Source organism: Desulfobulbus rhabdoformis (assembly GCF_016919065.1).
Taxonomy (GTDB): domain Bacteria; phylum Desulfobacterota; class Desulfobulbia; order Desulfobulbales; family Desulfobulbaceae; genus Desulfobulbus; species Desulfobulbus rhabdoformis.
In genome coordinates this window covers 58,551-83,045 of sequence record NZ_JAFFQA010000004.1, presented here as the reverse complement: position 1 = coordinate 83,045, position 24,495 = coordinate 58,551, and the positions used below count along the sequence as shown (strand labels likewise).

Annotated in this window: 22 protein-coding genes; 2 read left to right on the top strand and 20 right to left on the bottom strand. The window is 50.7% G+C overall.

The window, feature by feature from the left end; genetic code table 11:
- Positions 1-169: 169 nt before the first annotated feature.
- The 8 genes from ruvB to recN form a co-directional block, all read right to left on the bottom strand.
- Positions 170-1,240, bottom strand: coding sequence for a Holliday junction branch migration DNA helicase RuvB (gene ruvB / locus JWJ90_RS03205; protein WP_205225751.1), 1,071 nt, complete (start codon positions 1,238-1,240; stop codon positions 170-172).
- 35 nt (positions 1,241-1,275) lie between these two features.
- Positions 1,276-1,905 (bottom strand): Holliday junction branch migration protein RuvA, encoded by a 630-nt coding sequence (gene ruvA / locus JWJ90_RS03200; RefSeq protein WP_205225750.1) that lies wholly within the window; start codon positions 1,903-1,905, stop codon positions 1,276-1,278.
- A gap of 27 nt (positions 1,906-1,932) precedes the next feature.
- Positions 1,933-2,424, bottom strand: coding sequence for a crossover junction endodeoxyribonuclease RuvC (gene ruvC, locus JWJ90_RS03195; RefSeq protein WP_205225749.1), 492 nt, complete (start codon positions 2,422-2,424; stop codon positions 1,933-1,935).
- Between the two features lie 12 nt (positions 2,425-2,436).
- Positions 2,437-3,186 carry a YebC/PmpR family DNA-binding transcriptional regulator gene (locus JWJ90_RS03190; RefSeq protein WP_205225748.1) on the bottom strand — a complete coding sequence of 250 codons (750 nt, stop codon included), beginning with the start codon at positions 3,184-3,186 and terminating at the stop codon, positions 2,437-2,439.
- A 187-nt stretch (positions 3,187-3,373) separates the two neighbouring features.
- On the bottom strand, positions 3,374-3,985 hold the full coding sequence (locus JWJ90_RS03185; RefSeq protein ID WP_205225747.1) for an RlmE family RNA methyltransferase: 612 nt from the start codon (positions 3,983-3,985) through the stop codon (positions 3,374-3,376).
- A gap of 38 nt (positions 3,986-4,023) precedes the next feature.
- Positions 4,024-5,523, bottom strand: coding sequence for a CCA tRNA nucleotidyltransferase (locus JWJ90_RS03180; protein WP_205225746.1), 1,500 nt, complete (start codon positions 5,521-5,523; stop codon positions 4,024-4,026).
- A complete protein-coding gene (locus JWJ90_RS03175; protein WP_205225745.1) occupies positions 5,520-6,563 on the bottom strand; it encodes a thiamine biosynthesis protein in 1,044 nt (347 codons plus the stop codon). The genes JWJ90_RS03180 and JWJ90_RS03175 overlap by 4 nt, the downstream gene beginning before the upstream one ends.
- A complete protein-coding gene (gene recN, locus JWJ90_RS03170) occupies positions 6,556-8,253 on the bottom strand; it encodes a DNA repair protein RecN (protein WP_205225744.1) in 1,698 nt (565 codons plus the stop codon). The genes JWJ90_RS03175 and recN overlap by 8 nt, the downstream gene beginning before the upstream one ends.
- Before the next feature lie 116 nt (positions 8,254-8,369).
- On the opposite strand from recN, the gene JWJ90_RS03165 reads away from it, so the two are divergent.
- The gene (locus JWJ90_RS03165) at positions 8,370-8,885 is read left to right on the top strand and encodes a metal-dependent transcriptional regulator (protein ID WP_205225743.1); all 516 of its coding nucleotides are present in this window, start codon (positions 8,370-8,372) and stop codon (positions 8,883-8,885) included.
- A 120-nt stretch (positions 8,886-9,005) separates the two neighbouring features.
- A complete protein-coding gene (gene gspF / locus JWJ90_RS03160; RefSeq protein WP_205225742.1) occupies positions 9,006-10,229 on the top strand; it encodes a type II secretion system inner membrane protein GspF in 1,224 nt (407 codons plus the stop codon).
- Between the two features lie 61 nt (positions 10,230-10,290).
- On the opposite strand, the gene gspE is transcribed toward gspF, so the two are convergent.
- From gspE to JWJ90_RS03100, 12 genes are all read right to left on the bottom strand, one after another.
- Entirely contained in the window at positions 10,291-11,982 is a 1,692-nt protein-coding gene (gene gspE, locus JWJ90_RS03155) for a type II secretion system ATPase GspE (protein WP_205225741.1), read from the bottom strand.
- 54 nt (positions 11,983-12,036) lie between these two features.
- Positions 12,037-14,277, bottom strand: a complete 2,241-nt coding sequence (gene gspD, locus JWJ90_RS03150) for a type II secretion system secretin GspD (RefSeq protein ID WP_205225740.1) — start codon at positions 14,275-14,277, stop codon at positions 12,037-12,039.
- Between the two features lie 347 nt (positions 14,278-14,624).
- Positions 14,625-15,413, bottom strand: coding sequence for a type II secretion system protein N (locus JWJ90_RS03145; RefSeq protein ID WP_205225739.1), 789 nt, complete (start codon positions 15,411-15,413; stop codon positions 14,625-14,627).
- A 4-nt stretch (positions 15,414-15,417) separates the two neighbouring features.
- Positions 15,418-16,242: a hypothetical protein gene (locus JWJ90_RS03140; protein WP_205225738.1), complete on the bottom strand. Its 825-nt coding sequence runs from the start codon at positions 16,240-16,242 to the stop codon at positions 15,418-15,420.
- 339 nt (positions 16,243-16,581) lie between these two features.
- A complete protein-coding gene (gene gspM, locus JWJ90_RS03135) occupies positions 16,582-17,121 on the bottom strand; it encodes a type II secretion system protein GspM (protein WP_205225737.1) in 540 nt (179 codons plus the stop codon).
- Complete coding sequence (gene gspL, locus JWJ90_RS03130; protein ID WP_205225736.1) at positions 17,121-18,626, bottom strand: type II secretion system protein GspL; 1,506 nt, start codon at positions 18,624-18,626, stop codon at positions 17,121-17,123. Before gspL ends, gspM begins: the two co-directional genes overlap by 1 nt.
- Positions 18,627-18,681: 55 nt before the next feature.
- On the bottom strand, positions 18,682-19,665 hold the full coding sequence (gene gspK / locus JWJ90_RS03125) for a type II secretion system minor pseudopilin GspK (RefSeq protein WP_205225735.1): 984 nt from the start codon (positions 19,663-19,665) through the stop codon (positions 18,682-18,684).
- On the bottom strand, positions 19,655-20,344 hold the full coding sequence (locus tag JWJ90_RS03120; protein WP_205225734.1) for a PulJ/GspJ family protein: 690 nt from the start codon (positions 20,342-20,344) through the stop codon (positions 19,655-19,657). The genes gspK and JWJ90_RS03120 overlap by 11 nt, the downstream gene beginning before the upstream one ends.
- Positions 20,331-20,840 carry a prepilin-type N-terminal cleavage/methylation domain-containing protein gene (locus tag JWJ90_RS03115; protein ID WP_205225733.1) on the bottom strand — a complete coding sequence of 170 codons (510 nt, stop codon included), beginning with the start codon at positions 20,838-20,840 and terminating at the stop codon, positions 20,331-20,333. The genes JWJ90_RS03120 and JWJ90_RS03115 overlap by 14 nt, the downstream gene beginning before the upstream one ends.
- Entirely contained in the window at positions 20,818-21,354 is a 537-nt protein-coding gene (locus JWJ90_RS03110; protein ID WP_205225732.1) for a prepilin-type N-terminal cleavage/methylation domain-containing protein, read from the bottom strand. Before JWJ90_RS03110 ends, JWJ90_RS03115 begins: the two co-directional genes overlap by 23 nt.
- Positions 21,355-21,361: 7 nt before the next feature.
- Entirely contained in the window at positions 21,362-21,793 is a 432-nt protein-coding gene (gene gspG / locus JWJ90_RS03105) for a type II secretion system major pseudopilin GspG (protein WP_205225731.1), read from the bottom strand.
- A 283-nt stretch (positions 21,794-22,076) separates the two neighbouring features.
- A complete protein-coding gene (locus JWJ90_RS03100) occupies positions 22,077-24,482 on the bottom strand; it encodes a delta-60 repeat domain-containing protein (RefSeq protein ID WP_205225730.1) in 2,406 nt (801 codons plus the stop codon).
- Positions 24,483-24,495: the final 13 nt, after the last annotated feature.

Below are 24,495 nucleotides of genomic sequence, written 5' to 3'. Positions count from 1 at the left end.
ATTAAAGAGGTTCTCCCAAGAAAAATCAAGATGTTATCAAGATTTTTCAGCAGGAAGGAGATTTGTCAAAAGAGTTGGATACTTCGGCAGGGAACCATTCTATTGGTGACAATGATGGCAAGGCCAGCTGAGCGCGGCCAAGTCTCTCCGGTTCTGCACATAAAGAGGATCAGGCTTTGCGACCACCGAGTTCAAAAAGTCCCGGTTGTTCCTGGGGCGGTGCGGAAGGAAGGGGAAGCTGAAAATGTTCATAGGCCGCGGCGGTGGCCATGCGACCTCGGGGAGTACGGATAAGAAAGCCAGACTGAATGAGAAAGGGCTCGTAGACATCTTCAAGCGTGGTTTTCTCCTCACAGACGGCCGTAGAAAGGGTTTCCAGGCCGATGGGACCACCTTGAAATTTTTCAATCAAGGTCAGAAGGATGCGACGATCCATCTCATCAAGGCCAAAGGGGTCCACATTGAGCATGGTCAGGGCGGCATCAGCGACCTCTTTGGAGACCACATCATGGCCTCCCACTTCGGAAAAATCGCGAACGCGCCGCAATAGCCGATTGGCAATACGAGGGGTTCCTCGAGAGCGACGCCCCAACTCCATAGCGCCCTCGTGATCGATCTTGATCTTAAAAAGCCCTGCTGTCCGCTGGATAATATTCACCAATTCTTCGGGGCTGTAATATTCCAGGCGTAAAATCACGCCAAAACGATCACGAAGCGGCGGTGTCAGCAGGCCGGTGCGGGTGGTGGCTCCAACCAGGGTGAAACGGGGCAAATCCATCTTCACCGAGCGGGCTCCCGGCCCCTGACCAATCACCAAATCAAGCTGATAATCCTCCATGGCAGGGTAAAGGATTTCTTCGACCACATGATTGAGGCGATGAATTTCATCAATAAAGAGCACATCTCCAGCCTGGAGGCTGGTGAGGATGGCAGCCAGATCGCCGGGTCTCTCTATCACCGGACCGGAGGTCACCTTGATGCCTGCGCCCATTTCATTGGCTATAATATAGGCCAGAGTGGTCTTGCCCAGACCGGGAAAACCGTGAAAAAGAACATGATCCAGGGGTTCTTTTCGTTGCAGCGCGGCCTGCATAAAAATCCCCAAACTCTGTTTCACCTGCTCCTGGCCAATGTATTCTTCAAGCCGTCGGGGACGGACCTCCACCCCAAGGCTGAGGTCTTCAGCGCGCTCATCACCAGTGACCAATCGTTTTCCCGTGAGTTCTTCTTCCTGTTTCATGATCAAGATTCCTGCACGCCTTCCATGGATTAGGCTCAGCTTCGCGTGGCCAGTGATTGAAGAGCCAGGCGAATTAATTCCTCAACCCGCACAGAGGCAGCGTCTTTGCCCAAACCTTTTTCAACCGCCCGCAGGGCTTGCCAGGCCATTGACTGGGGATAGCCAAGATTGACCAGCGCGGAGGCAGCATCTGCCAGCACATCGGCTTCAGTCACTGTGACCGGAGCAGAACCCGCGCCTGCGACTTCTTGATCGGCCTCAAAGGAGCCAACTTTTTCTGCAAGCTCCACACAGAGCCGCTGTGCTGTTTTCTTACCGACCCCGGAAATGGAGGTCAACTGGGCGATATCCTTCTGGCGGATCGCCTGGCAAAGTGCGGCAACCCCTATGCCGGAAAGGATGGTCTGGGCCAGTTTGGGACCGATGCCAGAGACGGCCACCAGGAGGAGGAAGAGTTCTTTTTCTTCGGGTTGATGAAATCCATAGAGAAGGATCGCATCTTCACGCACCACCGTCTGAATGAGAAGAAAACAGGCTTCCCCCACCTCGGGCAGGACATCAAAGGTCCGCAGAGAGATATGGACCTCATAGCCGACCCCACCGACATCAAGTACAAGCACGGATGGATTTTTTAACTGAAGCTGACCACTAAGTGAGGCGATCATGGGCAATATTGAAGCTAAGCTGGTTATTCATGAGGAGCAGCCCAGACGGCTGTAGGCACTCTGATGGGCATGACAGATGGCCACCGCCAGGGCATCGGCGGCATCCTGAGAGGGGATGGCGCTGAGTTGCAGCAGGCTCTGCACCATGTGCTGCACCTGCGCTTTTTCAGCCTGGCCATAGCCAGCAACAGTCTGTTTGACCTGGCGGGCAGGATAATCAAAAACCTGGAGGTTATGATGGAGAGCAGCGACCACGGCCGCACCGCGCGCATGCCCAAGTTTCAGGGCAGAACGGGGATTTTGGCTGATAAATATATCTTCAACCGCAGCAACCTCCGGTTGATGCGTAGAGATTACCTCGCTCAGATCCTGAAAAATGGTGAGTAAACGACGGGAAAAATCGGTTTCATTGCCAGTCCGAATGGTACCGCAGGCAATAAAACCGATTTCATGCCCATTGGTTGCGATCACGCCATAGCCTGTGATCCGTGATCCAGGATCTATGCCGAGAATACGCATGCAACAAGAAGATCAGTCAAGCGAATCCATCAATGCATCATCGATGTCGAAGTTGGCATGTACTTTCTGAACATCGTCATGATCTTCCAGGTTATCCAGAAGACGCAACAACGAACGTGCGGTCTTCTCTTCACTGACCTCAATGGTATTCTGGGGAATCATGGCGATGGTGGCCTCGGAAAATTTCACCTCAGCCTTTTCCAACTGATCAACCACATCATTGAAGGCCTCGGGCTCTGTCAGCAACTGAAAGCTCTCCTCGTCATCCACAACGTCCTCGGCTCCGGCCTCCAGGGCAAGATCCATCAGCTCTTCTTCATCAACCCCTTCTTTCTCAACGGTGATGGAGCCCTTCTTGTCAAACATCCAGTTCACGCAGCCTGACTCACCAAGGTTCCCGCCGCTTTTGGCAAAGTAATGACGGATATCGGCAACTGTCCGATTTTTATTGTCGGTCATAGTTTCCACAAGAACCGCCACACCACCGGGGCCGTAGCCCTCGTAGAGGATCTCCTCGTAGATGGCGCCGTCAAGATCACCGGTTCCCTTTTTAATAGCCCGATCGATATTGTCCTTGGGCATATTCTCGCTTTTGGCAGCTGTGATGGCACTACGCAGTCGGGGGTTGCCATCAGGGTCACCACCGCCCATCTTGGCAGCAATGGTGATTTCCTTGATCAACTTGGTGAAAATTTTACCGCGCTTGGCGTCATTGGCCCCTTTCTTGCGTTTAATCGTGCTCCACTTTGAATGTCCCGACACGCTCCGACTCCTTTTCTAGTTCGTGCCCATCCATAAACGGTCTTTTTGCCCAATTTCGGCGTTATGCTCAAAATTTTATCCTCGGAATATTGTCTCTATGCCTGTGGTAAAATTTTTCGCGTGCCTTGAACTTGAACAAAACCCCTCAGTTCTGGACGGACACTAATTCAATAATTTCTTGTTTCTACTATTTTTTGCGAGTCTGCCTGCGAAAACCACGTCCCAGTACAAAGACCTCCCGGCTCTCATGGCGCGAACTCTTTGGTTTCACCACTTTCACGTTGTTAAACAGCGGTTTGCATTCCTGGAGAAATTCGGGGAAGTCCTCCCCCTGAAAAACTTTCACATACAGGGTTCCGTTTTCATGCAGGAATTGGGCGGATAATTCGAGGACACGCCGACAGAGTCGCAACGAATGCTGATGGTCGGCGTACTGACTGCCGGTGGTTCGCGGTGCCATGTCACTGAGCACCACATGAAAGCCCGGCCACTGTTTTTTCAGATAATCGACGAACTCCTCCGAGTAGACATCATAACAGAGCCAATGAATTTCGGCATTGGGTTTTTGAACCGGTATATCAGTCCGCTGCAGATCAGCGGCAACAACCACCCCTTTGGGCCCCAGAATCTCAGAGGCATAGATACTCCAGCTGCCGGGATGGCATCCTAAATCAAGAACCCGCTGTCCGGGTTTTAAAAACTTGTGCTTCTGCTGCGCTTCCTCAAGCTTGTACACCGAGCGCGCCGGGTAGTTGTCCTTTTTTGCCTTTTTAAAATAAAAATCCTGCTCTTTTCGCATAACTCGCTCACTCGTGAGGGCCTGGTGTTGAGTGCCCTTTATTCATCTCTCTGGATCGCAGAGGCTATATCTATTGCAAGCTGCAACCCCTGTTCTTTTGAATGCACCCTTCCTTCCATCTGGGCCTCCTCAATACGGCGGAGTATCTGTTTGAAAAGGGGGCCAGGCGTAAGCCCGAGTTGTGCAATCAGATCATGCCCGTTTACCAGCGCTTTAGCCTTCACCACCGGAGCGACATGATCACGATGCACGGCTTGCAAATGACTGTAGAGAGCGCTGAGTTCCTCTTCCATTCCGGCAACGCTCTTCTCTCCCTTTCCCGCCAGACTGTCTGCCATGGCAAGCAGGAAAAGGCCGGGAAGACGGGTGCCCATCTTACGCAACAAACGGATAGAGGCCCGCAGGGTGAGCTGCCCGTCACGAACGACATTGGCCAGAAAAAAAGGCCGCATATGGTGCTTGACCAAAGAACTTATATATTCCCGATCATCATTGCTCCAGCGAAACCGCACAGCCAGTTCTGCAACCATGCTTGCTCCCACATGGTCGTGATGGTAAAAGGTGATACGGTTGTCCTTATCCGCCCGCCTCATATAAGTTGGTGGTTTTCCCAGATCATGCAGCAGTGCTGCCCAGCAGAGCCTGGTGCGCATATGCGAAGATCCACCATACATTTGCAGTTCAGCAGCCCCTGTTTGAAACCAACTCCCAGGAGAGGCAAGGATTCGCTCCATCTGTTTGAGCGCCTCCAGACTGTGGCCAAAAACATCAAGGTGATGGCTCTGCGGCTGCTCCATGTCAACACCTGCCACCAATTCTGGAATCAGCTCCCAGAGCAGGCCGCTTTGGGCCATGGAACGCACGGTTGTCCATGCATTGCCAGAACTCATGATAGCGTCAAGCTCATGGGTTATGCGTTCCGGGGCGGGTTGCACAATCAACCTGCGTTGCTCTCGAATGCGAGCAAAGGTCGACTGTTCGATTGCAAAACCGAGGGTCGCTGCAAAACGAAAGGCGCGAAGCAACCGGAGAGGATCATCGGTGAAGCATGACTCCGCCGCGGCTCGAATCAGTCGTGTCTGGAGATCAGGTAGGCCTCCGATAGGATCAAGCAGCGCCAACTGATCAGTATCGCTCGGATTAACCAACCAATGATCGATCTGCACCGCCATAGCGTTGCAGCTGAGATCACGCAAGCCGAGATCCGCTTCAATGGTTGCAGCCCCCAAACGGAAGGCGGAAAAATCGACACTGAGCCCACCACGCACCACACGGGCCGCATCCTCCTCACGGCCAAGGGGAACATAGGCCCCACCGGTGTGTTCGGCCAGCCTCTGAGCCCAAATGCGCGCGCCGCAAACAACGGTACAGTCGATATCTGCGGGTTTCTTTGCAAGCAGCAGATCACGGACTACACCACCAGCCAGATACAGAGGGCCACCCAGTTCGCTCAAAAGAAGTCGCAGTTCCGCCTGCAGCCACCTGGGGACAAGTGATGCGAGCTGCTTTCCTGTGATATGGCATCCGGGCTTTGTCAAATACGCCAGTCCTCTATTTCATCACCGAGCAGGGGTTCCTGCCACTGAATCTCGGTTTGCTCTCCCCGATCAATCAAGACATCCGAGCCCAGCGGCCCTTCTTTGACCTTTTTCCCATAGCGAATGACAATGCCCGCCAAGCGCTCAAGAAGAAGTTGTTCCTCCGGGCTTCCCGACTCAAGAGCCGGAGCATGGCGAAGCAGGCCGAGAGGGCCGGGACGAACCGTCATGCGCATGGTCCAGTCATCCGGGCCGCGCATGGCCTCCAGCCGTTCGTTTTCCCGCTCATCACGGCCTATGATAAACCAGACATGCTCACTGAGGCGAAACTGGCGGCCAATACTCAAAAGACGAATATCGTCAACCGCCCGCTGTTGATCAAAGGCAAAGAGACCATGGTAAAAATGTTTGATGCGTGCCGCCAGGTTGGGATCGGTGAGCATACAGCCGCCGGCGGGTGCCGGATAATCCTGAATACCAAAAGCGGCGGCGAGCTTTTTCTGTTCCTTTCTGCCCCGACCAGAAAACCGGTGCAGTTGTTCTCGATCCACCAATCCTTGCGTTTCCGCCAGGGTTGGATTCATAAGTTGGGCGCAAAGAGGCCGCAAAAGCAGTCCCTCACATCCCGAATCCCGCTCAATAACCCGCAGGGTATCACGACGCTGGGACATGGGCCGCTGACCAAGCACCTCTCCCGTAAGAATAAATGAAGCCTTATATTCGGCCATCAGTTCTCGTGCCCTACGCAGCATGAAAATTTTGCAATCCACACAGGGGTTGAAATTTTTACCAAAGCCGTGCACTGGCTGTTCCAGCATACGCACATAGCCCTCGGAGATATCAACCACACGCGCGTTAATCCCATATTTGCGATGCATCTCCTGCCTATAGGCAACCTCATCGGCCAGAAGATCATGGTCAAAAAAGGGGGTCACAAATTTCAGTGCTACCACCTCAATGCCCTGAGCCATAACAACCCGGCAGGCCAGGATAGAATCCAGCCCTCCGGAAAACAACCCGATGGCACGCACATCACGCATGGGGTTTTCTCCCACGACTGCGACTGATCAACTCTCCGGCAAAAGCCAGAGTCTGGAGGGTAGGTTTCTCTCCTCCCAGCATTCGGGCCAGCTCCTGGGGTCGTTCCTGTTCATCCAACGCTTTAATCACTGTTCGGGTACGTCCGTTCTCTACCTGTTTTTCAACCTTGTAATGCAGATCCGCCCAGGCAGCGATCTGCGGCAAATGAGTAATACAAATGACCTGATGATGTCCTGCCAGCTCACCGATCTTCTCGGCAACTGCTTCCGCTGCCTGCCCACCAATACCGGCATCGACCTCATCAAAAATTACAGTATCCACCTGGTCGCGCCGCGCCAAAAGGCACTTCATCGCAAGCATTAAACGGGACAACTCTCCCCCGGAAACAATCTTTGCCAGAGGCTTGGGGGGCTCACCGGGGTTGGCGGAAAAGGTAAACTCTATCAGATCACGACCGGTGCTCTGAATTCCATCAAGCCCCAGCCCTTCAGGCGTCGACATGGACACCTCAAAAACCGCCTGATTAAAACTCAGTGATGCCAACTCCTCCTCCATCCCCGCCTTGAGCCTTTGGGCAACCTCGCGTCTGGCCTGACTCAGCTCCGTTGCAAGCAACAGGGCCTCTGTGGAAATTTCCTCCAGCCGCACCTCAGCCGCGCTGATCTCCGCATCCAGACTCTCCAGTACGGAAAGCTCTGCCTCTGCCTCCTGTGCAAAGGTAAGCACCTCTTCCAGAGTTGGCCCGTATTTCCGCTGAAGTTGTTTCAGCTCGGTCAACCGCCCGGAGATCCATTCCAACCGGGAGGGATCCATGGGAATGCTCTCCCGGTACTGATCAAGGACGGTTGCCACGTCCTCAAGTTCATAGCCTGCTGAACCGATGCGCTCGGCCAGGGGGGCCAATGTATCGTCAATAGTGGCAGCCTGCTCGATATTTTTTCGAATGTCCACCAATGCGTTGGTAATGGAGCCAGAAATTTCTCGCCAACTCTCTCCCACCAGCCGCACGAGCACATCGGAGGACTTGAGCTGATCCCGCTCCTTAATAAGCTGCTCATCCTCTGCGGGCACCGGTTTGCATTTTTGAATTTCATCGAGTTGAAATCGTAGAAAATCACGGTGTTGCTCTTTATCCTGCTCCTTTTCCAACAGTTGGCGCAGCTCAGAGGAAGCCTGCTGCCAGCGACGAAACAACTTGGAAAATTGCTGCCGCATCCCTCGTAAATCGCCGTACAGATCTAAAAAATCAAGATGATTACGATTACTCAACAACTGCTGTTGATCGTGCTGACTGGCTATGTTGATCAAATTTGCACTCAACTCCCCGCAAAGACGGGTGGTGACCGTTTGATCATTTATGTAGAGCTTGGAACGTCCAGACTTGGAAAGCACCCGGCGAATGATGCAATTTTGCCCATCTTTCAGGGAATGCTCATGCATCAATTCATTGATCTCGCTGTGGTTGGGCCGCAGTTTAAAGGTGGCTTCGATCAAAGCCTGGTCGCAATCGTTGCGTACCCAGGAGGTCGCGCCCCGGCCTCCGGTGAGCAGGTTGATTGCCTGCAATATGATCGACTTACCAGCACCGGTTTCACCTGTGAGGACAATTAATCCGGAGCTTCTTGCAGACAGGTCCAGATTAAGAGCATCAATCAGCGCTAGATTTTGTACACGAAGTTCCTGAAGCATGGCATATTACAGGTAGTGAGAGGAGGAGCAAGCGGGGACATTCTTCTTGACGCCCCACATACAAAATTGTATCATCCCGAAGATACATGAAAAATTCATTTATCTGGAGCAAAACGATGGCGGAGACGCAACAACTCAGCGCAAGCCTTGAAGATTATATTGAGACAATTTATCATATTATCACCGAAAAGCAGGTTGCACGCGGCAAAGATATTTCAGCCAGACTGTCGGTCAGCGGTGCCTCTGTCACAGAGGCCCTGCGTGCGCTTTCTCGAAGGGGATTGATCAACTATGCCCCCTATGAGGTGATCACCCTCACCGACGAAGGACGACTTGTCGCCGAAGATGTCATTCACCGCCATAACTCGCTCAAGCAATTTTTCACTGATGTCCTTGCCATAGAAGAAGCGTTGGCCGAGGAAGGTGCCTGCAAAATTGAGCATACGGCTCCACCTGAAATCATCAATCGCATGGTCGAGTTTATCAAATTTCTCGAGGTCTGCCCACGGGGTGGCGATGAGTTGATCAACGGCTTTGCCAGTTTCTGTCAGCGGGGCGGCACCACCGCCAACTGTGCCAACTGTATTTCCCAATGTATGGATGGCAACAATCCCTCGACACGAAACGAATAAGACGTACCTGAAGCCCATCTGCTGAGCACGCATGTAACCCGGTGTGTATATTAGCATATCCAACAAGCGACGCAACGGATACCTCTGCAATTCCTTCCCTTTAGCAAAAGGCTCGTTATCATGCCCGTCTTTGAATACACCGCGCTGAATGGATCCGGAAAAAAAATAAAAGGGATCATTGATGCTGACTCGCTTGCTGCCGCCCGCCAGAAAATTCGTGGTGGTGGCAACTATCCGGTCAACATCAAAGAGAGCGTTGCAAAGAAAGAAGGTGGCAAGGGATCCTTCTTTACCCGGCAGCTCGGCACAAGCATCAAGCAGCAGGAGATACACCTGGCCACCCGCCAACTGGCCACCCTCCTTGGTGCGGGTATTCCCCTGGTGCCTTCTATTGCCGGACTCATCGAGCAAACTTCAAATCGCAGCCTGCAAACGGTGCTCGCCCAGATCAAGGATGCTGTCAATGAGGGCAACTCCCTAACCTCGGCGCTTGACGAACATCCCCGGCTTTTTTCCAAAATTTATATCAATATGGTTCGGGCCGGGGAAGCCTCTGGTTCCCTGGATGTGGTTTTAGACCGCCTGGCCGAATTTGGTGAAAATCAGCATGCTATTCGCAGTCGCGTCAAGGCTGCCATGCTCTACCCTATCTTCATGGCTCTTGTCGGGGTTGCCGTCCTCTTTCTTTTAATCACTTTTATCGTTCCCAGTATTACCTCTGTTTTTGAAGGAACCCAACAGGCGCTGCCTCTGCCCACAATTATTCTGATTAGCCTCAGCACCATTCTCAAACAGTTTTGGTGGGCTGTACTTGCCTGTATTTTTGCCTCTGTAGCCCTGGTTCGCTGGTACATCGGAACAACTGCGGGACGACGCAGCTGGGATCGACTTAAACTTACAGCTCCCGGCATTCGCGATTTAACCATCAAAACCGCATCAGCTCGCTTCAGCCGCACCCTGTCAAGCCTTCTCCAATCTGGAGTCCCCCTCTTTAGTTCCCTGCTCATCGTCCGGAATATAGTCGATAATGTACTTCTGGCCGAAGAGATTGGAGCCGCGGGAGAAGAGCTGGAGAAAGGTGCAAGCCTTTCACATTTCTTCCGTGGATCTGAATACTTCCCCCCCATGTTGGTGCAAATGATGGCGGTGGGAGAGCAGAGTGGAGCGCTGGATACAATGCTTGGGAAAGCAGCTGAGAGCTACGAAAAAGAGGTGGAAGCCAAAATTCTTGCTTTGACCTCAATGATTGAACCGGTGATGATTCTCACCATGGGGGTGGCGGTCAGTTTTATTGTTGTATCAATCCTCTTGCCCATCTTTGAGATGAACCAGTTGATCAGATAAAACCGTAAAAAACCAGGTGCAGGGGACTTACGGATTCAGGAGCTCATTATTCAAGCCCCCCTTAGGTGACGCGAAAGACCTCCTCGAGTGTTGTCAACCCTGCAAGGACCTTGCGCAGGCCATCTTGCCGCAGGGTCAACATTCCCGTTGCCAGAGACGAAAGAGCCTGCTTCTTGATTTGCCCAGCGTCTGAGGTGGTCAGAATCAAGCTCTTCATGGCTGGTGTGAGTGACATCAACTCAAAAATACCCACCCTGCCCTTGTATCCGGTCTGGAGACATTCAGGGCACCCCGCCCCTCGATACAACTCGCGCTCGGCAAATTTAATTGGCGAGAGTCCAACTTTTTCCAGATAAGCATTGGAGGGCTGGTATGCCTCCTTGCAATGGGGGCAGATTTTACGCACCAGTCGCTGGGCCATTATAGCGTTGACCGCAGAAGAGACCAAAAATGGCTCAACCCCCATATCGATTAACCGTGTAATTGCACTGGCGGCATCATTGGTATGCAGGGTGGAAAAAACCAGATGACCGGTCAGCGCCGACTGAATGGCGATCTCGGCAGTTTCCAGATCACGAATCTCCCCCACGAGTATAACATCAGGATCCTGACGAACAATGGTTCGCAGGCCATTGGCGAAGGTCAAGCCAACTTTGGCGTTCACCTGGACCTGGCTGATGCCGTTCATCTGGTATTCAATGGGATCTTCCACCGTGATAATATTGATATCAGGCTGATTGAGCACACCAAGCGCGGAATAAAGGGTGGTTGTTTTACCGCTACCGGTGGGGCCGGTCACCAGAATAATGCCATGGGGAGCTTTGATCATGCGCAGGAAATGATCCATATCCTCCTTGGCCATTCCCAAGGCTTGCAGGGGCACCAGCGAACTGGATTTATCCAGAAGCCGCATAACCACACGTTCGCCAAAAGAGGTTGGCAGTGTAGAGACACGGATATCGATATTTCGATCTGCCAGACGGATCTCTATGCGGCCATCCTGGGGAAGCCGCTTCTCGGCAATATCCATCTTGGCCATAATTTTTATACGTGAGACCAGCTTGCTCTGCACATGCCGAGGCGGTGAGTACATATCATAGAGCACCCCATCAACACGTTTACGGATCTTGACCCGATCTTTATAGGATTCAATATGGATATCCGAGGCATTATCACGTACCGCCTGGGAAAGGACCAGGTTTACCAGCTTGATGACCGGCGCATCACTGGTATCGTCCAGGAGGTCTGCAGTCTCTTCAATTTCGGTGAGGATACTCTCTGGATTTTCCTCATCCATATCCTGCATAACCCGGTCGGCAGCATCTTTTCGAGTGGTATCGTAGGCCGCATTAATGGCGACAAAAATCTCATTTGAAGGGGCCAGTACATTGCTAATGCCTTCCCATTGCAGCAGACGGGTTAGATCATCAAGCTGTTGAAAGTTGGCTGGCTCGGCAAGGGCAATATAGGAACTCTCCGGTGTTGCCACGGGAATCATTTTAAATTTTTTCAAAAAACCAATGGGAACCCTGTCGACAAAAAACGGGTCCGGCTCGGCAGGCAAATCATAGACGACCTCCAGACCGCACTGCTCGCTTCTGGCCCCTAGGAGATCCTCTTCGGAGATTTTACGCAGTTGGGTTAAAATCTCACCGATCCTGCCTCCGCGCTCACGTTGCAGCTCCAGTGCAGCCTCTATACTCTCAGCGGTAACACCGTAATTTTCCATAAGGATTTCACCAAGTAGTCGCATCAGTGAAACTCCTGTCTAAAAAAGGATGGTGAACTGGGGCCAGCTGATTTCATCTTACAGACCTCGCTGGTTAAGCCTTTTCAGCGCAGTGCTGGCCACATCTTTAAGTGGATTGGCTGCTTCTGCATTTCCCATTTGCTCTTGGGAGACAGGAAGGGTCAATACACGCTGATAATAGGCTGCCGCCTCCTTCCATTTTTGTTCACGCTCGCAGATCACCCCCAGGTTAATTAAAGCGGCTCCATTCTGCGCGTCATTTTTCAGCGCCTGAACAAAAAACTCCCGAGCCCGCAGCAAATCATTTTGCATCAGTTTCTGCATGCCTATATCAGAAAGCGTACTGGACTGAACAGGATCGGATTTTGGATGAAAAAACTGATCTGCAATGTCACCGGCTTCGCGATGCAGCTTCTCCATCCCAGAACGCTTCTTATGATACAAATCCGCAAGTTCAGCCGGATTTTCAACAATATGAGGCGTGATAAAGATATAGAGATTTGTTTTTTCCAGGCTGTTACTATGCGATTTAAACAACCAGCCCAGTACTGGAATATCTCCCAAAACAGGGACCTTGTACTCTCCTTTGGTCGTGTCCTGACCAATCATACCGCCAATGACCACAGTTTCCTCATTATGGACAATAACCGTGGTATCGGCTGTTCGCGTGAAGGTCGAAGGAGTGGTGGTCGTTTCCGTATCCTTGAGTTTGACTACCTCAACGCCAATTTCCAGACGAACGATATCGGCCTGGTTGACCTGCGGAGTGATGGTCAGGCTGGTGGCGACATCCTTATACTCGTAATTGGTATAATCCTGCTCGGAATCAGTCGTGTTTTTACTGGTGATATACGGCACATTCTCCCCCACCTTGATGGAGGCCTTTTTATTATCCGTGGTTAAAATCTGAGGGGTGGCAATGACATTGACATCATCATCACTTTTATAGGCGTTCAGCACCGCTCCGAGATTGGGGAAGGTCACATCACCGATAGTGATTCCGCCGCCGAGAACGCCCAGAGTAAATCCAGAGGGGAGACTGCCATTGTATAGGGTATTGAGAGCATTGTAGCTGTAGTCGCCAGCCCCCCCACTGAAGCCGCCAATAACCGAGCCATTGCCGTCTGACCAACTCACCCCAATGTTGAAATCCTTGGAAACCTTGACCTCCATGATCAATGCTTCGAGATAGACCATGCGCCTGGGGATATCAAGCTGTTTGATGACGTTTTCAACCACCTCGTAATCTTCGCGGGGACCGGTAATGATCAAAGAGTTTGTTTCCTTATCCGCAACAATTTTTATTTCCTTGGAGATGGGGGGAGCCGAATTGTTTCTCAGCTTCCCGCTTGGTGCAGAGGTGCTGCGCGTCGAGGAAGAACTCTCGCTGGGTAAATTCATCAGCACATTGACCAATTCTTCAGCATTGGCATGTTGGAGATACACCACATGGATGTTGCCTTCTCTCCTTGGAACATCAGCATCCAGTTTTGCAACCACGCCACGCACGCGTTCAACTGAGGACTTGGAGGCAAAGACAATGAGGGTGTTGGTTCGTTCAAAGGGAATTATTTTCACGACCTCAGCCCGGACCCCTCGTTTGGTTCGTGTGGTTACAAAAAGTTGATTGAGTGCCTTGGAAACGTTTGCGGCAGAGGCATGATACAGAGGAATGATAACCATCTCCTCACTATCAGGCGGCACATCGACGGCCTTGATAATATCCAGCAAGCGATTGATATTGGATGAGTAGTCGGTAAGAATAATCATACCCGATTTGGTGTATGTCAGCACGACGCTGGTCTTGGAGACCAGGGGATTGAGCATGGCTTTGATCTCATCGGGGTTGGCATATTTAAGTTCAATTATCTGGGTGACAACTCTGTCTTCCCCCGTCGCGCGCTGACCTTGTTGCAACGTGGCGATAGATTTGGAACGGGCTTGTACGGAAGGGACAATTTTAACCACCGTACCACTGGGAACGGCAGCATATCCATGCACCTCAAGGACGGATTCAAAGACCCGGTAAGCATCCTCTGCTGATACCTGCGTCGGCGAGATGACGGTCACCTTCCCTTGCACCTGACGATCAACGATAAAATTCTTTTTCGTCAGTTCACTGATATATTTGATAAAGAGGTTGATATCCACATCATTGAAATCAATGGTGACAAAGCGCTGCGCCCCTTGGCTGGGTTGTGAAATTTTGGGATTGGCCGCATGAGCGGGTAGGAGCCCCATTGACCATATCACCATACTCACCAAGAGCAGCAAGCTTAACTGTCCAATTTTTTTCATGCGCATTCTCATCATCAAAAATCACCATTGAAACAGGCGGTTTGCATTTGTGTTTTCATACTCCTAAATCCGGGGGGAACAAAAAAAGCTCGTTGTTGAGCAAACGTCTGGTTTCACGAATTCAGGGAAAAGTGCCGTTTTAAAGCCTGACACAGTAAGGCTCACATTTCCATGAGCGGGAAAGCTTGGTCCAATCTGAATCTTCAATCTGGATCCGTGAATGCCCCAAAGGGCGGCGGGTGAAACTGAATAGCAAATAAATTAGTTTGAAAATTTCTGCATTATCAACTGAATATGTTATTCAGAGACCATCCGCCGTCACGGATTCAGGTTCAAGCCAGCAAGCCCTAATCAAGAACATCCCCTTCTTCCAAAGGAACGGTGGACTCCAGCTCAACGGGCGTATCATCAATTGCATTATCAACAGAGTTATCGAGCACGTCATCTCCCGGCTCTACATCAAGGGGTGCCTCAATCAATTCCCGAGGATCGGGCCGCGGAGGTGTGCGACGAGGACTACGGAAACTTATTCTTCGTCGAGGGACGGCTCTGGGGACGGAACGAACTGATTGTTCATCCGACCTCTTGTTCAGTGTTACGGGAGTTCTTTGACGCATAGGAATCGGTGAAGGCCCAGTATTTTTATCCCTGTCTTTTATTACCAGGACCTCCTCTCGACCGTTGACCAAGAGGACCACCTTACCTCGGGCAATACGATTGATGATTGCGCCTTGGATTTCACTCCCCACCCGAAAAAGGTCCTCGAGACGAGTTTTATCATCACGAATGATCGCTCGTGCATCTTCTCGCTCTCCGGATACGGTTCCAAGAAGAGAGAGGCTGAGTTGAGTTTTCTCCAACTGGTCAATATCGGACTCAGCCTCTTTGCTGCTCTCTGCTGCTGCGCCTTCCTCACCCGCCTGAAAGATATTTCGTTGCAAGATTACCTTACGCTCATCAACAGGAGAGGCCTCGACGACCTCCTCTTCCTGGACATTTTTTTCCTGTTCAAGCTGTACAGTCGTCTCTGGTGGCGCCTGCGGCTGAAGGCGCTTTTCCACATTCCCGTACCACAACTGAACACCAGCATAGACAGCCAGGGTAATGATGAGTAAACGAATCAATAAGGTACGCACAGCCTTATTCCCTCTCCTTATCCAAAGCGTAGATCTGCATGGCTAAATTCTCAAAATGAATTGCCGGAGACTGCACAGTTCCGGAAAGGTCAAACGTTAGCGGTTCTTCCTCGAATATTTCTTGAAGCTCACTCAGCACTGGAGACGCCTTGATCCCCTGAAAAAAAAGTGGCTCGGGGGAAAGTCCGCCACGCAGCTGCAACTGCGACTGCAAAAATGGACGTACCAACTGAACACTCCCGTTAAACCAGCCATCTCCCAGAATCGAGGCAATTCTCCCCTCGGTAATGCGGACACTATTCCCTGTGCCGCTGACAAGCATACGCACCTGGGAAAATGGTAATTTCTGGTGTCGCAAAATGGGGTGCAGTAAAGCAAGCTCTCCCTCTTCAACCCTGCATTGCATTTTCCAGGAGCAATCAGCACGAGAATAGACATTTCCCTCAAAGGAGGCATTCACTGTTCCTTGAAGAGAACGTCCAAGCCAGCCTGCAAATAATGGCATGGATTGTAGGCTAACGCCTTCCATACTTCCCAAAATTTGAACGACCCGGTTTGTTTTCTGCCAACACATTTGGCCCTGGACAATGCCTGATTGTATGTTGAAGGTATATCCAGAACAAAACCTTTTTTTCCGAATAGATGCGTCCCAATCCGGCCAGAGGGTGAGGTGCTTCAACTCAATTGAGGCCTGGGTTGCATGTTGCCCCCTGTCCCCTTTCAAGTCATCCACCCCGAGCGCAAGCGGAAACTGTAAATGCACCCGACCAACATGCCAGTCTACGCCGGGAACCACTTCTGCAAGAGTGCGCTCAAAATAGTCTTGCAAACTTTCCCGCGGAAAAAGAAACCATAACGCGAGAACACCAACAGCTACAATATACAGCAGGTAGCCAAATGTACGGCGAAACCTTTTGGCCCCCTCTCTGAATTGTGACTTTTGCCTGAATCCGTGACGGCGGATGGGCACTGAACAACGTATCCTTTTAAAGGGGCGAATATTTTTAAACAAATTCATGTATTGTTCAGTTTCACCCGCCGCCTTTTGGGACATCCATCAGCACGCCACCTTCATTGTTCGTAACAAGCCGATAAAGTGCACTTTAATCGGCATGCCACAAACAACAAAACTGACGCACTGATGAATGCTCACGGATTCAGGTTTTGATTAACGTTCATCCCCAAGGGCCGGTTGATCGACAGAGATCATACTAAAGGTCGCGTCCAGCGTGCCCTTTTCTTTACCGTTCTCTTGAATTGTCATCTTAGCGATGCCCACCAGATGGGCAGGCGATTCTATTTTTTCAATAAATTCGAGAAGTTGAGACAGAGAAACACCTTGCAGTTTCATCTCTACCCGCGTTTGGGAAAAAGCCTCCCCTTCTTTGGACTCGGAGGGCTTCATATAGGCAATCTGCTCTTTCACAGAACTTTCATCGGCATTTTGTTCAAGAAAGGCAAAAAGACTAAAACCTCTTTCACGTCTCTCAAGTAAACTTGCTATAGACCCCGACTGCTGAGATAGCTGTCGATACTGCTTTTGTAACTGCTGCATATGTACAAGGGACTTTTTCTGGGTAACCAACCTTTGCTGCAGTCGACCTCGTTGCTCAACAAGGGGGGAGAGAATAAATTGGAAAAGTATATATAATACCAGTGCAATACCTGCCCCGATCACCATGTTTCTTTCTCGACCGGTGAGTTGCATTAGATATTCTCCAGTTGCATTTGCAGCTCAAACCGAATGGCACCATCTTTTTTCCCTTTATCTGCTGTTGCCGAAACAATACGTACAGCATTCAGCTGCTGTGAACCAGACAGAGCCGTTTTCATCATCTCGACGCTATTAAATGACTCCGTGGTGCCCTTCATAGTCACAGCTTTTCGGTCAATGGTAAACCGACTCACCTTGAGTTTGAGAGAGGAAGGAATCCTACCAGAGATATCTGCAAGCACTGGTAGGATCCAGCGATCGGTTACAAAATAAGGGAGAGGGGACTCCGGCCCCTGCAGAGTCCTCAACTTTGCCTGCATCTCAATGTAGGGGGCCTGAATTCTGGTTACATCAGGAAAGGTTTCTTGATAAAGAGCCCGCATTTGACCATCAATGACTGCATTCTCTTGCCTTAATTGATAGGTATTTATGCCCAGGTATCCCAGTCCAAAAACAAGAAGGATACAGACGGCAGCAACAGGCAACAGTAATTGCCGACGTCTGGAAAACAGGCTCTTTTTTTTGGCAAGATGGTGCGTGCGGAGCGTGAGGCCAGCTTTTTTCTTTCCGTCAAGCGCCAGAGCCAGGGCGCGGTCCATTTGGTTTGCAGACCATTGGTCTCGCTGTTCATCAGTGAAGACTATCTGCGCCTGCTCAAGTAAATCCATTCGAGTGACCGACATCTGCAACGCCTGCGACATGTGGGCAATGAGTTCATCATCCATACCTGCCAGTGGCCCTGTCAAGACGACAGTTTCCAGTTCAGCACTGACTCGATTCTCCATTCGGAAAAAATCAAGACTCTGTAGAATCAATCCAGCGATAACGTCTACACACTCTTGAGCGGCCGGCATCTCGCCTTTCACCGTATCCCCTTCTACCTCAAAAGGCGGATGAAGAATCATGGTCTCGGGATGGGACAAGCGGCGAAAGAGCATGGGGCGCCCGTCAATCACCAAAGATATACTCATAGAGTGCTGATCGGCATGCACCAGCAAAAAAGGATCGTCATCCGGGCGGTAACGAGAACACTGCTCAGCCAGAGATAACATGGCAGGAAGAACACGATCCGGATCCACAGCACTGGTCGTTTCTGCGAGTAATGCTGCAAGCCAATCTTGAGCAACGGCAAAAACCACCAGTAAACAGCCATTCCCATTTTTCCGGGCAATACGATAATCGTAACAAAGCGAATCAGGGGGCGTGAGCACCTGCTCTTCCAACTCAAAGGGAAGCGCCTGTGTTATTTTTTTGACATCTGCAAAGGGGAGAATAAGGTTACGAATACTTAATAGTGACAGAGGCAAGCCGCATATACAAACCTCTCCACTCCAGGATAACTCATTGCACAGTTGCACAATTGCAGTGGCTGGATTTTCACGCTCCTCTCTGGGAAGGCAATGATAGGCCTGCAATACGGTGGCCCCGCGTTGCTGTTCAAGCACCACTCCGGCAATGTGGCTATCACCAATATCAATCCCCAGAGTCCTTCTACCCATAAATTAGTATTCGTTTGATTTTATTGAATATTGACTAAAACCTGTATCAGGTTTGTCAGAGCAGCTGCCAGGAAACGACCTTGAGTCCCTTCTCCGAGCGCACTATCCGGGCAAGGCCTGTCCGCTGATAATTATTATGCGATGCCCGTATACGGGCAAAAAACGAGGAGGATTGTTCCCCAAGCTCAAGACTGCTCAAATCAATTCCCGAAGGCACTCCAGGAACACGATTGTACCAGTCTGGAGAGGCGAGTTTCTCTCGATTGTTTGCATTCTCCCGATAATCAATCAATTCCTGTGCCACTTCTGCAGTCATGTCAGGATGCAGAGCCATAAGTACAGGGAGTGAGGCTGTATTGAGATTAATTTTGACGTCCTTACCTGTTACATCGATGTAAGCAAGCAGCCCCTCATAAGAGTGGTCGCCGTAGGCAATTTCAGGAGTCATCCCCCTGACAAGAAGGATTTCTTTTTCACTGAGCATGTTTCCATTCCGGCAGCTATACGGTGATTCCAACCCCTGGTAATAACCACTTTCAGCCCCCATGGGATTTTCTTCGTCATCCTCATCTATCCAGTCGATCAGGGCATCGAGAAGCGATTCAGCCTGCTCCTGGCTCTTGATGGCAAAACGCCCTGAGGTGAGCAGCCGTAACCATATCGCCCGATAGTGACTGTCGCTATCCCCCAATAATGTACTCAAAGAAAGCTTTCCGGAGAGATCCTCGACCGAAATTTCAAGCTGTATATCTTCTGTTAATTCCTGCAGTTTTTCCGAATCAAAGGTTCCCCAAAGATCTTGTTCGGAATCAAAATGATTTTCCTTTTGATCTGCCTGTAAGGCAGCCAGCACCAAATTCAAGCCGCCAAGGACCATGCCATCAAGTCGCACCCGTTCCTGAGAGTTTGCCGCGACAGTCATTTGACGATCAGCGCTCATCATTACCTGCAACGTCAAAGCAACGAGAAAGCTGATGATAAGCAGCGTCATCACCAGGGCCATGCCTGACTGGTTGTGCACAATCGATTTAACGCTCACTCCCCACTCCTACAGGGACAACAACCCGAGTACTGAAAAGCACTGTGGAGGTGTGCTCGGCATCTTTCCAGAATTCGAGGATACAATGGACTGCTGCCGGAAGTCTGCCGACAGCCTCTTCTCCTTGCTCCCCATCCTCCTGCTGTTCTTCTTCCGTCCCCTGCCAGTTGTCAAATTCCTGACCGCTGGAGTCAAAATAAGTCAACTGCAACGAACGAAGGTTGTCAGCAAGAATAAATCCAGGAGCTTTGCTCTCCCCATCCTCCTCCTGTTCCGGAAGCAGGAGTTGATCGGAGCGCAAGAGACGGTACGATTCGTCCAGATCCTCGTTGAGTTCCACCCTGTACCTTATCAGTGCAGGTCCATCCTTTTGTTGTTTTGGGTTAAAGACGACATGGGCCAACGAACAAAACTGGAGAGTATCGGCTCGATGCCCGTTTTCCAGGCCACTTTCTCCCTCAAAGGAGCACTCCTGAGTTGCAAAGGCCCCGGCCAGATCCTCTGTTATTCGTTCCATGGCGGTTTGCGCCATGGTGTATATTTTCTCTTCCTCTTCTGTCCCCTCAAAAACTCGAATTGATCCAGAAAGAGAAAGAGAGAACATGGCGACAACAACGGCCAACACGGTCATGGCCAACAGTAACTCAAGCAGAGTAAAGCCATGCCTATTGCTCGACATTGTTTTCCTCTACAGACGACTGCTTTTGGGCGGGATCCGCTTGCTCGTTCAAAGGCTGCTCTTGCTGGGCAACATTGGCAATAAAGGTGCGAAGACTGTATGAAAGTGCATTTTCCTGACTTGCGTAGACTATAATATCAAGCATTTTGATCTGATCAGAGGTTCCGGTTAAACCGGTGTCATTTTCGCCCAGATCAGTGACCCGCAGTTTCCAGCGATACTCCGGATAGTCCTCGCCAAAATTTCCTTCATCATCGACAAGCCCTGTGAATTCCTGGAGTTCCAGGTCAGCCATCTTCCATCTGGCAAGCAGGGAAGCCCTGGTATCAAATTTTGCGCTGGCTGCAATGGAGACACTCTGCGATTGAGCCCCTAAAAGCGTCACAACCGCAATGGCGATGATGGCTACAGCAATCATTACTTCAAGCAGGGTAAAACCGCTGCAGCGGCATCCCTGCTTCATCACCTGCCGTTCACTGAGCAAAAAGGGAAGCATCGGGAACCACATGGCTGTCCAGCACGCGAACGGTTGCTAAAAATGGTGAAAGAACGAGGGACATCTCGTGCCCATCGTCACGCTGCAGGTAAAGGACTGTGGGTTCAATATACCCCTGTGGACTGAAACGGATACTCCCTTCGTCATTTCCCTGGACACCACCATACCAGGACCAAATTTGCCCGACCATGACTGATTCCGGCACAGAAAGCGACAGGGTTTTGTCGTTTTCTTTCTGCCCTGCCCCTTCCGCCATTGTCTCTGGTACTGCTTCAAAGCGATTTTCCACTGCCTTGTAGCGCAACAGGTAGGCGACCTGTCCCCGTCGAGCAAGCTCAGAGGTCTGGTACACAATCCCCACCAGTCGTCGCATGGTGGTTTTCATCTGGTCGGCAACAAGAAATCCACCGAGTTGTGGGACGGAAAAGCTCGCGGTTATGCCGATTAACACCATGACCACGATCAGCTCCAGCAGAGTAAAACCACTTTGCCTTAGAGGGACCCAACATTTCACAATGGGATTACTCCAACTCCCAGTTATTGATATCAGCGTCCATCCCCTCACCACCGGCCTGGGCATCGGGGCCGTAGGAACTCAAATCAAAATCTCCATGCAGGCCTGGGCTGATATACATAAATTCATTTTCCCAGGGATCTTTAGGCACCTTTCCCTTTTCCAGATACCCACCACTTCGCCATTTTTTTGCCAGATTGCCCACGGCCGGTGGCTCGACCAAAGCCCGCAACCCCTGTTCAGTGGTTGGGTATCGACCATTGTCAAGCTTATAGAGCTGAAGGGCTTGTTCAATAGCCTGAATCTGCACCCCTGCCTTGGTTCGGCGAGCCTCCTCCGGCCTATCCATAATTCTCGGGACAATCAAACCGGCCAAAATGCCTAAAATCACCATAACCACCATAAGCTCTATCAGGGTAAAGCCGTGATGTGTACTCATTTTCCATCGCAAGAAAGAAGGTGATGTTTTCATAAGGGAACTCTCATAATTAACAGATTATTAAAAGGGTGGCTCGCAGCGGAGCTGGAGCTACCTGTTGATTCTTGAGGGAATCTTGAATAATTGCTTTTTCTGCCAATCTCCCGGTGTCTAGCGCTTATCTGACCTTGATTGAAAAATCTAGATATCCAAGACACCTTTGACTAAATCCGTGACAGTGGGGGGGGGGCACGGAACATCGTCCCCGATTAATAAGACATATATTTTCAAACATATGTACTTGTCATTGAGCTGCACTCGCTGCCGCTTTGGCAACATAGAGACGTCGAGCAACAAAGGGAATTACAACAGCAAGGATCAGAGCGGGGAACAGGCCCAGATGCAAAACCAGCCATGCAAAAGCGATACATGGCAACAGTAAAATGCGAACAACTACGGCAAGGCCAGGATGCTCAGCAATTGACGCGGCCACCGGTGGAGATATCGTATAATAGAGATGAACAAGTTTTTGTCCCCACACTGTTGGCATGAGATACGCATCACGGAAATTTCGGAGCGTTTGTACGCAGGGATGCAGCAGTGAGCCAAAAGAGGCGGTGGCTATGAAACAGGCATCGGCTGTACGCACATATATCTGATCACCATAATAAATGGCTCCGTCTGCAGTCATGGCGTAGGCGCGTATAGAGTAAATACTGCTGGGGAAAAGGTTTTCAAGCCGGGCGTAAAAAACACCTGTTCCTCCCCCGTTATCAGTAATCCCCTCTTCAATCGATTGCGCACTGGACACCTTCTGCTTGACCGGAAGGGGAGATTCGGCAGCAACCGCCACAGGAAAAAAAATATCTGCCAGAAAGTCTCCACCAGAACGGAGTACGTCGGCTGCACCGTCGTTGTTATTTGACCGGGAGGACTGACTCGATCTGAGACTAAACAGGACCCCACGCCGAACGACCTCTTTGGGAAACTGCGCACTGATCTCGCCGCCTGTGGTCAAAGAGGTCTGGGTCACATCCATAGAGGGCAATGTAATAATTTGACGGGATCGATGCCCTGGGCTATCACTCACCTCATCAATCACCTCATCGGCAACATAGCGCGTGGCAATGACTGTACTTAAGTCGGCATCCCCTGCTATCCCCACTGCAAGCAACTGGCCATATTGGTCGATTGCCAAAGCGTAGCAAACCGCCTCTAACCCGCCAAAATCTGTAGTCAAAATTTGTACTTCAAATTGATTCTGCTTGCCCACAGCAGGAGGAGGGTCTTCCAAGGTGGCTGCATATGCGGGTTTAGGTGTCAGCCAGTTCTTTAGAGGAAGAAAAAAAACATTTTCTCTCTGTTTATGCTCTTTTCGTCTTTGCGCCGATGGTTCTTGTAAAATAGACTGTAGTAACTCCATTTTCTGGAAGAGCAACGCACTCGTCCACGTTTGCATTTTGCGTATCTGGACACGAGTATTGCCGTTAATACGTATCTCCTGAATAGGGGCAACATCCTGGTAGCTGAAAAATCTTTTCCTCTTTTCAGCCTTCTGTATTCTCGGCTGCAGGGAAGCCAGAAGAAAATGCCGAGTACCGTTTGTTGTGGTAAATCCTGCGACACGGATTGTTTCACGTTGGACAACAACATCGTAGAGGACATCATCCTCAGGACTTTGCCCAATAAGCATGGCACCGTTTTCCCCAAAAGCAAAATCCAGTGAACCATTGGTTGTAAAACGAAACAAAGCGCCGGTCCGCTCTCCCATCTCGCCGACGGATCCGGCAAGATACAGCAATCCATGGCGGTCCTGAGCCAGGGCATAGCCTTCGCTGGTGGCGAAAGTATCCATAAGGCTCACCACCCCTTGGTCACCAAAACGCGTATCTAAAGATCCATCACTGCGCAGCCCGACCAACATCGCAGCCTGCTTGTGCTCTTCGATATACGAGCCGGATAATATGATGCTCCCATCCGTTCTAAGCAAAACGTCTTCAACATTGGCATCATCCCCCACTCCAAGAAGAGCAATTCCTTCCTCTCCAAAGCTGGAATCAAGCTTACCACTTGGCAGGTAACGGGCAGCAACAAGAATCTTCCCCACTGTTCCCTGACTGGCACCGACCACGATGATATTATCAGCGGGATCGACTGTCAGGGCTGTTATTTCCTCATGCCCACTGCCAATGGCACTGAGCGTCGCCCCGTTATCCCCAAAATCGGTATCAAGCTTCCCGTCAGAAAAAAAGCATGCCAGGGCAAAATCTCGATCTTCGCCGTTAGAACTATACCCTCCGACGACAAGACGCCCATCACTGAGCTGGCCAATAGCCAAAGCTTCGTCATCACCATGCACCAGCGAACTGACTGTGTACCCTTCCTGGTTAAAACCGGGATCAAGCTGTCCGTTCTGATCCAAACGCAGTAAAGTGAAATTTTGAGGACCGTTTGGTTGCCCAGAAGAAGAACCGGCAATGATTACCGTTCCATTGGCCTGTGGCAGTAGGGCATAGCCACGGTTTTTCTGTCCAACCTCAACCGCGACTCGGCCATTTAAACCAAAGGTACTGTCAAGCAGGATTGAGGCTTCCGCCCCACTCCAGCCAGCAACAACGAAAAACCAAATCCATATTGCGGTTATGATGCGATACAGATCAAGCATGATTTTTTTTGGGGTGAGAGAGACATCATATAAGGAAAACGACATTAGTTATAATATC

Excerpts from the sequence above, each read along its gene's own strand:
- ruvB (WP_205225751.1), bottom strand. The coding sequence starts at position 1,240 with ATGAAACAGGAAGAAGAACTCACGGGAAAACGATTGGTCACTGGTGAT.
- JWJ90_RS03185 (WP_205225747.1), bottom strand. The coding sequence starts at position 3,985 with ATGCGAAAAGAGCAGGATTTTTATTTTAAAAAGGCAAAAAAGGACAAC.
- ruvC (WP_205225749.1), bottom strand. The coding sequence starts at position 2,424 with ATGCGTATTCTCGGCATAGATCCTGGATCACGGATCACAGGCTATGGC.
- JWJ90_RS03100 (WP_205225730.1), bottom strand. The coding sequence starts at position 24,482 with ATGTCGTTTTCCTTATATGATGTCTCTCTCACCCCAAAAAAAATCATG.
- JWJ90_RS03120 (WP_205225734.1), bottom strand. The coding sequence starts at position 20,344 with ATGTCGAGCAATAGGCATGGCTTTACTCTGCTTGAGTTACTGTTGGCC.
- gspM (WP_205225737.1), bottom strand. The coding sequence starts at position 17,121 with ATGCAACTCACCGGTCGAGAAAGAAACATGGTGATCGGGGCAGGTATT.
- gspL (WP_205225736.1), bottom strand. The coding sequence starts at position 18,626 with ATGGGTAGAAGGACTCTGGGGATTGATATTGGTGATAGCCACATTGCC.
- JWJ90_RS03165 (WP_205225743.1), top strand. The coding sequence starts at position 8,370 with ATGGCGGAGACGCAACAACTCAGCGCAAGCCTTGAAGATTATATTGAG.
- JWJ90_RS03115 (WP_205225733.1), bottom strand. The coding sequence starts at position 20,840 with ATGCTTCCCTTTTTGCTCAGTGAACGGCAGGTGATGAAGCAGGGATGC.
- gspE (WP_205225741.1), bottom strand. The coding sequence starts at position 11,982 with ATGCGACTACTTGGTGAAATCCTTATGGAAAATTACGGTGTTACCGCT.
- recN (WP_205225744.1), bottom strand. The coding sequence starts at position 8,253 with ATGCTTCAGGAACTTCGTGTACAAAATCTAGCGCTGATTGATGCTCTT.
- gspF (WP_205225742.1), top strand. The coding sequence starts at position 9,006 with ATGCCCGTCTTTGAATACACCGCGCTGAATGGATCCGGAAAAAAAATA.
- JWJ90_RS03175 (WP_205225745.1), bottom strand. The coding sequence starts at position 6,563 with ATGCGTGATGTGCGTGCCATCGGGTTGTTTTCCGGAGGGCTGGATTCT.
- ruvA (WP_205225750.1), bottom strand. The coding sequence starts at position 1,905 with ATGATCGCCTCACTTAGTGGTCAGCTTCAGTTAAAAAATCCATCCGTG.
- gspD (WP_205225740.1), bottom strand. The coding sequence starts at position 14,277 with ATGAAAAAAATTGGACAGTTAAGCTTGCTGCTCTTGGTGAGTATGGTG.
- gspG (WP_205225731.1), bottom strand. The coding sequence starts at position 21,793 with ATGAGTACACATCACGGCTTTACCCTGATAGAGCTTATGGTGGTTATG.